The 12,966-nt window shown below is 63.2% G+C and carries 10 protein-coding genes; 4 read left to right on the top strand and 6 right to left on the bottom strand.

The features are described from left to right. The first annotated feature begins 2 nt into the window (after window positions 1–2). Together NKI96_RS28650 and NKI96_RS28645 are read left to right on the top strand one after the other, a co-directional pair. A complete protein-coding gene (locus NKI96_RS28650; RefSeq protein WP_352807327.1) occupies window positions 3–2,114 on the top strand; it encodes a vWA domain-containing protein in 2,112 nt (703 codons plus the stop codon). Window positions 2,115–2,354: 240 nt separating this feature from the next. Continuing rightward, window positions 2,355–2,621: a hypothetical protein gene (locus tag NKI96_RS28645; protein ID WP_023724232.1), complete on the top strand. Its 267-nt coding sequence runs from the start codon at window positions 2,355–2,357 to the stop codon at window positions 2,619–2,621. Between the two features lie 8 nt (window positions 2,622–2,629). Here NKI96_RS28645 and bmt read toward each other — a convergent pair whose 3' ends face one another. Continuing rightward, entirely contained in the window at window positions 2,630–3,652 is a 1,023-nt protein-coding gene (bmt, locus tag NKI96_RS28640) for a betaine--homocysteine S-methyltransferase (protein ID WP_023681769.1), read from the bottom strand. Window positions 3,653–3,766: 114 nt separating this feature from the next. Next, complete coding sequence (locus tag NKI96_RS28635; RefSeq protein WP_023681768.1) at window positions 3,767–4,624, bottom strand: helix-turn-helix domain-containing protein; 858 nt, start codon at window positions 4,622–4,624, stop codon at window positions 3,767–3,769. Between the two features lie 223 nt (window positions 4,625–4,847). Between NKI96_RS28635 and NKI96_RS28630 the strand changes: the two genes are divergently transcribed. Continuing rightward, window positions 4,848–5,858, top strand: coding sequence for a fatty acid desaturase (locus NKI96_RS28630; protein ID WP_031197693.1), 1,011 nt, complete (start codon window positions 4,848–4,850; stop codon window positions 5,856–5,858). A 91-nt stretch (window positions 5,859–5,949) separates the two neighbouring features. Further along, window positions 5,950–6,777 carry a phosphate/phosphite/phosphonate ABC transporter substrate-binding protein gene (locus tag NKI96_RS28625; RefSeq protein WP_023681766.1) on the top strand — a complete coding sequence of 276 codons (828 nt, stop codon included), beginning with the start codon at window positions 5,950–5,952 and terminating at the stop codon, window positions 6,775–6,777. Here the strand turns inward: NKI96_RS28625 and NKI96_RS28620 are convergent. The 4 genes from NKI96_RS28620 to NKI96_RS28605 form a co-directional block, all read right to left on the bottom strand. Continuing rightward, a complete protein-coding gene (locus tag NKI96_RS28620; RefSeq protein ID WP_352807369.1) occupies window positions 6,742–8,049 on the bottom strand; it encodes a M24 family metallopeptidase in 1,308 nt (435 codons plus the stop codon). The two genes, NKI96_RS28625 and NKI96_RS28620, sit on opposite strands and share 36 nt — an antisense overlap. A gap of 55 nt (window positions 8,050–8,104) precedes the next feature. Continuing rightward, window positions 8,105–9,634, bottom strand: coding sequence for an ArnT family glycosyltransferase (locus NKI96_RS28615; RefSeq protein ID WP_023670415.1), 1,530 nt, complete (start codon window positions 9,632–9,634; stop codon window positions 8,105–8,107). Window positions 9,635–9,718: 84 nt separating this feature from the next. Continuing rightward, window positions 9,719–12,289: a GcvT family protein gene (locus NKI96_RS28610; RefSeq protein WP_352807325.1), complete on the bottom strand. Its 2,571-nt coding sequence runs from the start codon at window positions 12,287–12,289 to the stop codon at window positions 9,719–9,721. 18 nt (window positions 12,290–12,307) lie between these two features. After that, window positions 12,308–12,772, bottom strand: a complete 465-nt coding sequence (locus NKI96_RS28605; protein WP_352807322.1) for an endonuclease domain-containing protein — start codon at window positions 12,770–12,772, stop codon at window positions 12,308–12,310. Window positions 12,773–12,966: the final 194 nt, after the last annotated feature.

The following is a 12,966-nucleotide window of genomic DNA, read 5'->3' as shown; positions in this document are numbered from 1 at the left end:
CCATGGTCGACGACAACGAACTCAACAGGCTGCGCGACGCAGCAGTACCGGCGCCGGGCGAGAGCGCGAAGACACGCGCCTTCGAAGCCGCCATGCGCGCCTATGATCAGGAAAATATTTCTGCCGTCACCCAAGGATCGGTCGGCGGGCTTCGTCTCACAGAGCGAGCACAAAAGCTCTGGAGCGAGATCATGCAAAAGAAACTCATCGCCACGCCAGCCATTGCCGGGCTCGTCGCCCTGCCGATCGCCGGATACGCCACCTTCCACATCCTGAGGGAACAGCCGTTGCCGTTCGGTAGCGACGAGAAGATCACTGAGACGCTGGCCGACAAGCCGGCAACCAATGGGCCGGCGATCAACGCGCCGGTAAAAGAAAAGCAGGCGCCTGAAGGCGACAAGAAGGCCGACGCCGATGTGCGAAGCCGCGACACCACTACGACGCTTACGCCGCCCGCGCCGCCGAAGCCCGAATCGACCGTTGCTGTCGCCCCTGCGCAGCAGGATGCGCTGGGGCGCGGCGTGTTGGCCGAGCCTGCGCCAGTTGAGAGCCGCGAGTTTTCGCTTGACGGCACCGCTGCTCCGGCCGGCGGCGCGCGGGTCGACCGCATGGCCGGCGCGACCGAGTCCAAGTACCTGGCGCAGCCTTCGACGATGCCGGCCGACCAGATAGCGCCGCAGGAGCCAAACCGCGACCGCGTCGAGGATTTCAAGACCAATCCGGTGCATGCAGCCCTTCAGGATCCGGTCTCGACCTTCTCGATCGACGTCGACACCGCTTCCTATTCCTTCGTCCGCGGCTCGCTGAAGCAGGGCTACCTGCCGCAGGCCGACACGGTGCGCGTCGAGGAGATGGTCAATTACTTCCCCTATGACTGGAAGGGTCCGGACTCGGCTTCGACGCCGTTCAACTCGACCGTAAGCGTCATGCCGACGCCGTGGAACGGGCACACCAAGCTGATGCACGTCGCCATCAAGGGCTTCGACATCAAGCCGGTCGAGCAGCCGAAGGCCAATCTGGTGTTCCTGATCGACGTCTCGGGTTCGATGGATGAGCCGGACAAGCTGCCGCTGCTCAAGTCGGCTTTCCGGCTGCTGGTCAGCAAGCTCAAGGCGGACGACACCATCTCGATCGTCACCTATGCCGGTGATGCCGGCACCGTGCTGATGCCGACCAAGGTCACCGAGAAGGACAAGATCCTCAACGCTATCGACAATCTGCAGCCGGGCGGCTCGACGGCCGGCGAGGCGGGTATCAAGGAAGCCTACAAGCTTGCCCAGCAGTCCTTCGTCAAGGACGGCATCAACCGTGTGATGCTGGCCACGGACGGCGACTTCAATGTCGGCCAGACCGATGACGACGATCTGAAGCGACTGATCGAGCAGGAGCGCAAGACCGGCGTCTTCCTGTCGGTGTTCGGCTTTGGACGCGGCAATCTGAACGACCAGATGATGCAGACCATCGCCCAGAACGGCAACGGCACCGCCGCCTATATCGACACGCTGGCCGAGGCCGAGAAGGTTCTGGTCGAGGATGCTTCCTCGACGCTGTTCACCATCGCCAAGGACGTCAAGGTCCAGGTCGAGTTCAATCCGGACAAGGTCTCGGAGTACCGGCTGATCGGCTATGAAACCCGCGCCTTGAACCGCGAGGACTTCAACAATGATCGCGTCGATGCCGGCGATATCGGCTCCGGTCATTCGGTGACCGCCATCTACGAGATCACGCCGAAGGGCAGTGGCGGCGAGCAGATGGATCCGCTGCGCTACGGCCAGGCGACGGTCAACAATGGCGGTGTCGCCAATGCCGACGAATATGCCTTCGTGAAAATCCGCTACAAGCTGCCGAACGAAGACGTCTCGAAGCTGATCACCACGCCGGTGACGTCGGCCAACGAGGTCGCGTCCTTCGACCAGGCCAGCACCGACCAGCGTTTCTCCATCGCTGTCGCCGCCTTCGGCCAGAAGCTGCGCGACGAGGATGCGACCGCGAAGTTCGGCTACGACAAGATCATGGAGATTGCCACCGCCGCCCGAGGAGCCGACCCGTTTGGGTACAGGTCCGAGTTCCTTTCGCTTGTGCGCCTTGCCTCGGCGCTCGGCGGTAACCGGTAGTGGCAATACAGCCGGTTCCTTTCAGACGGGGGTCGTTCTGATACGGGGAACCGGCTACGGGCGGGTGAGGCAGGCCGGCGGGGGAAACCCTGCCGGCCTTTTTTCGGATCGATTGATCCGAAGCGCACAGATGATCCGCCTGATCGTTAAATTGCGCGGCTTTTCCGGAACGTCATCGCAATGCCCTGCTATTATTGCATGGGGTCGGGACTGGGCTTGGGGAGCCGGGAATTGCAGATCATGAACATTGGAAACACGACGCCGGCGGTGAGACACACGCAGGCGTCGGGAACGCTGTCGCCAGAATCCAGGCGCATCATGGATGACGTCGACGCAGCCCGGAATACCGCAAAGTCGGCGCTGACCAATGACCGCTTTCGCGTCATGCTGGAGCAGATCGGCAATCCGCAGTCGTCGGGTGACCTGGTGACGATGAATGAAAGCGCCGACAGCACCGCCCTGGATTTCACGACGGCGCTATCGCGTTACGCTGAAAACAGCGAATAAGTTCGATATCAGGCCCGGCTGCGGCGGCGTTCGCGGCGGGCTTCGCTGGTCTCGGCGGTGTTTTCCGTCGCCACCTTGTTGCGCATCGGACCGATGCGCTCGATGATCCCCGCGACGGTCGGGCGTTCGGATTTGGTGTGCGCGTCGAGCGCCTTGCGCATGGCGGCAAGGTGCTGGAACGAGGTGCCGCAGCAGCCGCCGATGATCTTCGCGCCGCCATCCACCGCCAGCCGGACATAGTCGGCCATCAGCTCCGGCGTGCCGGAATAATGGATCTCGGTGCCACGAAATTCGGGAATGCCGCAATTGCCCTTGACGATCACCGTCGCTTCCGGCTTCGCCTCGGTCATGTCGAGCAGCGAGGCCAGGATGTCGGAGGCGCCGACACCGCAATTGGCGCCGACACCGAGCGGCGTCTCTGAAAGTCCGTCGGCGACGCCGTGGATATCCCTGGGCAGCAGGCCCATCATGGTGCGGCCGGCAGTGTCGAAGGAGCCGGTATAGGTGTAGGGCAGGCCGACGCGGATAGCGGCTTGCGCCGCGGCGCGGATCTCGTCCGGCGCCGACATGGTCTCGATCCAGGCGACTTCGGCGCCGCCTTCCTTCAAGCCTTCGATCTGTTCGGCGAAGGCCTCGACCGCCTCGTCATAGGTCATGGCGCCGAGCGGCACCAGCAACTCGCCGGTCGGCCCGACCGAGCCGGCGACGATGACTTTCCTGCCGGCCTTGTCGGCGACCGCCCGGGCAATCTCTGCGGCGCGCTTGTTCAGCGCATGCACGCGGTCCTGCGCATGGTGCAGCTTCAGCCGGTGGCGCGTGCCGCCGAACGAGTTGGTGAGAATGATATCGGCGCCAGCGTCGACGAAATTCTGGTGCAGGCTGGTGATGGTATCGGGCGCTGTCTCGTTCAGCAACTCCGGCGCTTCGCCGGCCTCCAGACCCATGGCGAACAAATTGGTGCCGGTGGCGCCATCGGCGAGCAGCACGCCCTTTTCGGCCAGCAGAGCATCGATGGGATTGTTCGCGGTCATCGGATCGACTTTCAGATATTTGAATGGAATAAGGATATAAAGAAGTCTTTATGTCCAGTCAATGTGTTTGCAACCTGCAATGCCGCGCGGCGCACCTTTCCGGGGCGTTGGCGATCAGGCAGAACCCGATGGAAATGACGCGCCGGCCAGATTGCGCGCGTAGGCGGCGGCCTCATGCGGGTTGATGTCGGCGGCCCGGATCAGATTGTCGAAATGCTGGGTCAGCGCTTGGACCGGCTGGGTGGCGTTCAGCACGACATACATGTCGCCGACATAGATGGCGGCGCGATAAGGGCCGAAGATGGTCAGCGGGATGGAATAGCGCATGCGGCCGTCATAGAGGAACAGGCGGAAGGTGGGGTAGAGATCGTCAAGCAGCGTCGCCATATGGGCAAGCTGCTGCCGGCGGTCAGCCTCGGGAAAGCGGTCCCAGACGCCCAGGCCGCGGGCAAAGATCTCAAGCGTATGGCGCGGCATGCAGACCTCCATGTCGGTCTCAGGGCGCCGGTTGTACTCGATGCGGTACTGCGTCTCGCTGGCCTGCGCCAGACGGCTGCGGTTGGTGATGTTGGCTTCGTAGTCGACCAGCTGGCGTGTGCGCAGGAGATCGGGAATGCCGGCCGGCACATAGCGGATCTTGGTGCCTGCGGCCTCGGCGAACCATTTGGCGAGCAGCGTGCGGTCGAAGCCGTCGGGCGCCTCTTCGATCTCCAGGCTTTCGCGGATTTCGCCGGTGACGCCTTCATCCTGGGAGAGGCCGAGCAGCCAGTCCAGCGAGATCTTGAATTCGGCGGCGATGTTGAGCAGCGTTTCGGCACGTGGCAGGCGCGTCGAGGCGCCGGACATCAGTTGCGACAGCGCCGACCGGTCGATGCCGACTGCTGACGCGAAAGCCGACTGGTTGAGATCGGACCGTGTCAGGAGCAGCTTCAGGCGCTCCCGGAAGATTGCCGAAAGGTCCCGTTTGTCCACTGTTCGTTCTCCGCACTCTCTTAGGAAAAATTTGCGCCCGAGCCGTCGAATCAGCACTTCCAGCGTAAATGAATCCGTAGGGTTGTTTACAATGCATAACATCTGCGGTCAAAAATGCGCAATCGCAACATTTTGTACACTTTGTCTCGTTGAGCGGAATCGCTTCTCCTGACACTATGCTGTCAGGAACAATTCCGGCGACTGAGGGACAGTGGTCGATAGCATGACAGGCAAGCGCATCAAGCGACGCGACGCAGCGGCCATCGAGTGGCCGACCGTGGTCCTCGCTTTCTTCTGTTACGGAATGTGGCTCGCTGCCGGGCTCCTGCTCTGGCCCTCTTATCCGACCCCGGCACTTCTTCTCCTCGGCTTCATCCTGGCCTTGCAGTCGTCGATCATGCACGAAGTGCTGCATGGCCATCCGACGCGCAGCGCGCTCATCAACGAAGCCTTCGTCTTCCTGCCGATCGGCCTGGTCTGGCCGTTCCGTCGCTTCAAGACGCTCCATTTGCGCCACCACGCCGACGAGCGCCTGACCGATCCGCTCGACGATCCCGAGAGCTATTACCAGGCGTTGTGGATGCATGACGATCTGCCGCCGACGATGAAATTCCTGCTCAAGATCAACAACACCATGGCCGGCCGTTTCTTTCTCGGCCCCTGGCTGTCCTGCATCGGTTTCTTCGTCGACGACGCCAGGCATGTGATTGCCGGCGACAAGGTGATCGGCAAGGCATGGCTGCTGCATGCGATCGGCCTCGCCATCGTGGTGCCGATCGTGCAGTTCGGCTTCGGCATTCCGGTATGGCTCTACATTCTGGTGCCGGTCTGGCTCGGCCAGTCGCTGATCGCGGTCCGGACTTTCGCCGAACATCAGTGGTCCGAGCACCCTGAAGGACGCACGGTGATCATCGAGCGCTCGCCGCTGTCGTTCCTGTTCCTCAACAACAATCTGCACTTCGTTCACCACAAGACCCCGACCGTTGCCTGGTACAGGCTGCCAAAACTGTTTGCCGACCGCCGCGACGAGTGGCTGCGGATGAACAATGGCTACGCCTATCCGAACTATTTCGCACTGATCAAAGCCTACGCCTTCAAGGCCAAGGAGCCGATCGTGCACCCGGTGCTGCGCCGCCAGCCCGAGCCGGGCAGGGCGTTCAAGCCGCGCATCAGGGCGCGCAGCATCAGCGGGCTTGGCAGCGCGCCGGTTCCGGCCGAGCCGCCGAAGGAATAATCCCCGGACTTCCCGAACCCGTGTCGGCCAATTCTGATTGGACGCCGCGTTTTTGCGATCCTTCCCCGAGCCATGATGATTGAGTGTCGGCATGAGTGATTTGGTTGCGGCATTGCCGATGTACGACTGGCCCGAAGTGCGCGGCGAGGTCGACGCGCAATGGGCAGCGTTGCGCGATGCTTTTCGGCACAAGGGCGTCGATGGGCCGCAGACAATCGTGCGCCGCAATGGCGACCTGCCGCCGGTGCCGGGCGGTATCCACGACGCCGAGGGCAGACTGATCGCGCCCGATCCGGCGACACTGCCGCCGGACGAACTCGACCATCACCAGCTTTGGCTGCATCCGGCGCTGCTGTTCGCGCAGACCTGCTGGGGGCCGATGGAACTCGGCCTGAGCAAGCATGTGCAGGTGGTCGGCCAGCCGAGCTACGACGCTTACGAGGGCGGCGAAGGCGAACTCTATTCGAGCGCGCTGGTGATGCGGACGGGCGAGGGACCGGAGGTTCGCTCGCCCGCGGATGGCAAAGCCTTGCTGCCGCTCGATCTGATGCGTGGCAAGTGTTTTACCTACAACAGCCTCGATTCGATGTCGGGCATCATCGCGCTGACGCGCGATCTGCAGGCCGCCGGCGAAAGCCTGGATATCTTTTCCTCGCGCAGCGAAAGCGGTGGCCATCGCGGCTCGATCGTCGCGGTCGCCGAGGGCAAGGCGGATATAGCTGCCATCGACTGTGAGAGCTGGGCGCTGGCGCAGCGTTTCGAACCTGCGGCAAACGCCGTGAAGGTCGTCGGCTGGACGGCAAGGCGCAAAGGCCTGCCCTACATCACCGCCAGGACGACGCCGGAAAAGACGCTCAAGGCTCTGCGCGAGGCGCTTGCCGGATCAGCCGAGCAGCCTCGCATCCAACGGGTAGGTTGAAAGCTGCTCGTTACCGGTCTCGGTGATCAGGATCTGTTCCTCGATCTTGACGCCCTCATGGCCGCCGAGACGGCCGATATAGCTTTCCACGCACAGCACCATTCCCGGCTCCAGCACGCCATCGGGCGTGTCCGGCGTCCAGTCGCTGGCATGTGGCAGGGTTGGATACTCGTCGGCGAGGCCGACGCCGTGATAGAGCACGCCGTAGCGCGCCGGGAAGCAATCTCCCGGCGGCACCACGGAGCGTTCGACCAGGTCGCGAAAGGACATGCCGGGCTGCATCAATTGCGTGTTGTGGGCGATCTGGTCGGCGGCGATGCGGAACAGGTCGCGCTGCTCGTTCGATGGCCTCGCATCGCCGCAAAGCCAGGTGCGCGAGAGATCGGCGCAGAAGCCGTAGGGACCGATCAGGTCGGTGTCGAAGGCGACGAGGTCGCCTTCCTCGATCACCCGCGACGAGCATTCCTGGAACCACGGATTGGTGCGCGGCCCCGAGGCAAGCAGCCGGGTTTCGATCCATTCGCCGCCGCGCGCAATGTTGCCGCGGTGGAGTTCGGCCCACAATTCGTTTTCGGAAATGCCCGGCGTCAGCGCCTTCTCCATTTCACCCATCGCCGCTTCGCAAGCGACGATTGCGCGGCGGATGGCGAGGATCTCGTCCGGCGATTTGATCAGCCGCGCATTTTCCATCACCGCTTCGCCATTGCCAATCGAGATGCCGAGCCGGGCGAGTTCCTCGACGCCTTCCGGGTTGATGTGGTCGACCGCAATGCGGCTGTTGCCGCCGCCATGCTCCTTGACCAGATCGGCGATGCCGGCCGCCCAGCGGCGGACTTTGTGCTCGGTCAGCTCACCGCCATAGAGGTACATCCACGACACTGCCGGCCGCACCTCGTCAACGACGCCGGAATGGTCGGACAGATGCTCGCAGGAGAAATAGTCGAACAGCACCACGGGTCCCTCAGTGGCGATGAAGCAGTGGCGGGTCGGATTGTGCGCGACCCACAGCTGCATGTTGGTCGAATCGGTGGCGTAGCGGATGTTGACGGGGTCGTAGAGCAGCGCGCCGGCGTAGTTTCGGCGCCTCAGTTCGGCTCGGATGCGCTCGAGCCGGTATTGGCGCATAGCGGCAAGATCGGGCGCGGCGATGCCTGCCGCTTGCCATTCGGTTTCAGCCAGCGCGCCATAGCCCAGCACATGCTGGTTCAGCGACGCCGCTTTCTGGCGCGAGGCGTCGCGCAAGGCTTCGACGGAGCCCGGCTCGAACGGCATGATCTTGCGGTGACGGCCGAACCCTTGTTTCTCCACCCGACGCCTCCCTGCCGACTTACTGTGGCGCTGCGCCCGCGGCCGCTTTCTTCAGCCGCGTGACCGTCAGCGTGCGGGTGGGCGGCTCGCTGTCGAACAGCATCGGGACGACCAACTGCTGCGGCGAGCCGTCAGCGACATAGCCGGCCTCGCTCAAGGCCCGCAGGATGCCCTCAGGAGGTTCCTTGTCATTGGCCATCACGAGCACCGCCGGCTCGATCAGCAAATGGCCGAAGTCCGGCATCTCGTCGTCGAGCACGACCAGATCGGGATCGACAAGACGCAGATTTCCCACCCAGTGCCAGCTCGATATCGCCGTGCGAACCGGACCGTTTGCCGTCAGCTGGCCATAGAGCGACTGGTAGTCGACACGCACGATGCTGCCGCGGCTGTCGCCGCCATTGAGGTGCGTGTACCAGGTCACCGGCAGCACGAGGATGGCAAGCGTTGCGCCGACAAAGACGACGACGTCCTGCACCTTCCTTCCCTTGTCGCCTCTGGCATCCATCCGCAAGGCCAGCGCGACCGGCAGCAACACAAGGATGGGAAGCATCCAGCGATCGCGAAATTGCGTCGTCCCGCTCGCCAGGACGAGCACGATGGTCATCGCCAGGGCAAAAGCGATGGTGCGCCACACCAGTTTCTCGGTCCATGGCGCCGGTTGCAGAGCCGGCGCCGGCTTTTTCCATGCGATGAGCAAAGCCGCGACGAATATGCCGGCCGGCAACACGGCGAAATACAGGATAGCCTTGCCCAGTCCGCGCATTCCGTAGAATGCGGTTTGTATGGCGCTTTCTCCTCTGCCCATGCCGAAGCCGCCGCTGTGCGACAGCAACTGGTCGGTGTAGGTCAGGTTCCAGTAGAGCGTCGGCAGGCAAAGCAGCACCGCCACGACAAGGCTGATCGAAAACCGGCGGTTGAGGATGACGCCGCGCGTTTCGCGCAGCGACAGGGTGGACAGCATCAGCGCGCCGAGAAAGATCGCGTTGTTGTATTTCGACAGGATGGCGGCGGCCATCGCCACGCCAAACAGCACATAGGTGGCCAGCGAACGCCGCTGCACCAGTTCAACGAGCGCAAGAAACAGCACCACTGAAAAACAGAAAGCGGCGATCGAGTGGGTGAGGGCGTGCTGCATCTCCCACACCATCTGCGGAAACAACAGCAGGCCGAACAATGCGGCGGCGCCAGCGCGGCTGGAATAGCCCAGGCGGCGGACAGCGATGAAAACCGACGCCAGCGCCGCTCCGATCAGCAGGTACTTCACGATCTTGAGCGCCAGGATGTTCGTTCCGACCACGGCGGCGACGAGGCGGGCAAGCCAGGTGTAGAGCGGCGGCTGCGAGCCGCCATAGCCAGCCCAGAGGTAGTGCATGTACATCAGCTGTTCGGAATCGTCGACGCCGACACCGGTTCCTACGACATGGGACAGCAGCGCCATCACCACGATCTGGACGACGCAATAGACCGCGACGCAGACCAGTGCGGCGTTGAAGGGACCGACCTTGCCTTCGCCGAGCCAGTCCGTCCATTTCTCTAGATACTGCAAGGGGATCGTCTTCTCATCGAGGGAAAATGCCTGCGGCCAACTGCCGAAGGCCCCTTACACGATCTCACGCTCCCTGTCGCCTTTTCAGGTCCGCATCTTCTCGCCGCTGGGGTCGAAGGGCGCCTCGACATTGATGCGCGCCGGACGCCGGTGGCCGAGGATCTCGATCTCGAACAGTCCGGCACTTTCGTCCTCGGCGAGTGCCGCCGGCACATAGCCCTGCGCCATCGACTTCTGTACAAAGTGCGCATAACCGCCCGAGGTGACCCAGCCGACCACGCGCCAGTCGCCGTCGACGATGCCGCGCACGGCGGAAGCGCCTTTGGCAGCCTTCGAGCCACGCACTTCCTTGCCCGCCATGTCGAAGCGCGGCGCGCCATAACCATGCGGCTTTTCCACCGTGCCATAGTCCTTGCCGACCTTGGCCCAGATCGGCTCGTCGCCCATGACATCGGCGTCGGCCGCATCGACGATGAAGGAGACACGGCGCAGTTTCGGCCCTTCCGCCTGTTCCTTGGCGGCGGCCTCGCGGCCGATGAAGTCGTTCTTCTCCAGCTTGATGAAGCGGTCCATCCCGCCTTCGAACGGGCCGTAGATCGGCCGCAGTTCGCGGTACCAGGTCGGGAAGTTCTTCTCCAGGCGCATGGAGAGCAAAGCGCGCATGCCGAAATCGACGAGGCCGAACTCCTCGCCGGCGTCCTTGATCGCCTTGTAGACCAGGCGCTCATAGGCCGGCGCCATCCAGATTTCATAGCCGAGATCGCCGGTATAGGTGATGCGGTTGACCATGCAGGGCGCGCCGCCGACCGCCATTTCGCGGAAATCCATGAAGCGGAAAGCTTTCGTCGAGATGTCGACATCGACCAGCTTCTGCAAGAGGTCGCGCGATTTCGGCCCGGCGATCGACAGGCCGACGAGCGTCTGATCGAAGCGGTGGATGCGCACCGAACCATCCTTCGGCAGGTGCTTTTCGAACCAGCGCATGTGGTATTTCTGCGCGGCGGAAGAGCCCCAGATCATAAATCTGTCTTCGCCTGCCTTGGCGATGGTGAAGTCGCCGATCAGCTTGCCGAATTCGTTGATCATTGGCGTCAGCACGATGCGGCCGATCGTCGGCATGCGGTTGGTCATCAGCCGGTTGAGGAAATCCTCAGCCGCAGGTCCCGACACTTCGTATTTGGCGAAGTTGGCGATTTCGGTGACGCCGACGCGTTCGCGCGTGGCGCGCACTTCCTCGCCGATAGGACCGAAATCGTTTGAGCGGTGGAAGGAGACGACGTCCTTCGGCTCCTTGCCCCTCGGCGCGAACCACAGCGGGGTCTCCAGGCCCCAGCTATCGCCCATGACGGCGTTGTTGGCGAGCATGGTATCGTAGAGCGGCGTCGTCTGCGCCGGACGCGCAGCCGGCAGCTCTTCATTGGGGAAGCGGATGGAGAAGCGGCGCGAATAGTTTTCGCGCACCTTTGCGTTGGTGTAGCGCAGGCCGGCCCACTCGCCGAAGCGGGCGACATCCATGCCCCAGACGTCGAAGCCGGGATCGCCATGCACCATCCAGTTGGACAGCGCGAGGCCGACGCCGCCGCCCTGGCTGAAGCCGGCCATGACGGCGCAGGCGCACCAGAAATTGGTCAGACCCTGCACCGGCCCGACCAGCGGATTTCCGTCGAGCGCGAAGGTGAAGGGGCCGTTGATGATCTGCTTGATGCCGGCTTTCTCGATGCCGGGGAAATGCTTGAAGCCGATCTCCAGCGACGGCGCGATGCGGTCGAGGTCGGGCGGCAGCAGTTCATGGCCGAAATCCCACGGCGTGTTGACCGGCGACCATGGCTTGCAGGCCTTTTCATAGGTGCCGAGCAGGATGCCGTTGCGCTCTTGTCGGGTGTAGATCTCGCCCTTGAAGTCGAGCACGCCGATCATCTCGCGGCCGGTCGATTTGTTGAACTCTTCGACCTCGGGCATCGGCTCGGTGAGCAGGTACATGTGCTCCATGGCCAGCACCGGCAGTTCGACGCCGACCATGCGGCCGATCTCGCGCGCCCACAGGCCGCCGCAGTTGACGACATGCTCGGCGTGGACGGTGCCCTGTTCGGTGACGACGTTCCAGGTGCCGTCAACTTCCTGCGTCAGTTCGACGACGCGGTTGCGCAGCACGATCTCGGCGCCCAGCTTCTTGGCCGCTTTGGAGTAGGCGATCGTCGTGCCGGAGGGATCGAGATGGCCTTCGACCGGATCCCACATGGCGCCGACGAAATTGGTCTCGTCCATCAGCGGGAACATCGCCTTGGCTTCGGAGGGCGTGATCAGCTCGGTGTCCATGCCGAGATAGCGGCCCTTGGCGTGGGCCAGGCGCAGAAAATCCATGCGCTCGGGCGTATCGGCCATCATCACGCCGCCGGTCAGATGCAGCGAGCAGGACTGGCCGGAGATTTCCTCGATCTCCTTGTAGAGCTGCACCGTATAGGCCTGCAGCTTGGCGACGTTGGGATCGCCGTTCAGCGTGTGGAAGCCGCCGGCTGCGTGCCAGGACGAGCCGGAGGTGAGCTCGGAACGCTCGATCAGCATGATGTCGGTCCAGCCGGCCTTGGCCAGATGGTAGAGCACCGAGCAGCCAACGACGCCGCCGCCAATGACAACCGCTTTAACGTGAGATTTCATGAGAGATAGGTCCGTTTTTTAAGAGATTGAATCGAATGGGCGTGGCGTGAAAACAAAGCGGAGATCGGCCGCAGCGACGTTCTCGGCCAACCTGCCATCAAGCGCGGCAAGGATGGTTTCGCAGACGGAAGTGCGATGGTTCAGGACGTCATGGTTCCAGAGACGCAGGATCGAATGGCCTTGCGCTCGCATGAAATCGTCACGGCGACGGTCATAGGAGCTGCCGGCGTGTTGATGGCCGTCGATTTCCACGACAAGCCATTTTTCGCGGCAGGCGAAGTCTGTAAAAAAGGGTCCGATGGAAAACTGGCGGGTGAAGCGATAGCCGCCAAGCTTGCGCGCCTTCAATTCAAGCCATAGCAATGCTTCCGCCTGATTGCCGCCTTGCCTCAGCGTTCGCGCGCGTTGGGTGGTGCCCATCTTGCGGCGACTGCGGGTTTCATGAGCGCCGTCCCCCACTCCGTCGCCGCTTCGCGGCGCCACCTCTCCCCCCTCCGGAGGGAGAGGAAGGGAGCCAGCCCGCATAAATTCGCGCCCTTGCATAGGCTCGCGCCTTTCCTCTCCCCCGTCGATCGGGGGAGAGGTGTCGAGGGCGGGGGGCCGGCGGGGGGGGGGGGGGGGGTTGGACAAAAATTTTAATAAAAAGGTGGGCGCGCGCCCGGGGGGGGGGGGGGGTT

The organism is Mesorhizobium sp. M0292, assembly GCF_040321695.1.
Lineage (GTDB): Bacteria > Pseudomonadota > Alphaproteobacteria > Rhizobiales > Rhizobiaceae > Mesorhizobium.
Note: the sequence above shows the minus strand (reverse complement) of the source record. Positions and strands in the feature narration are given on the sequence as shown.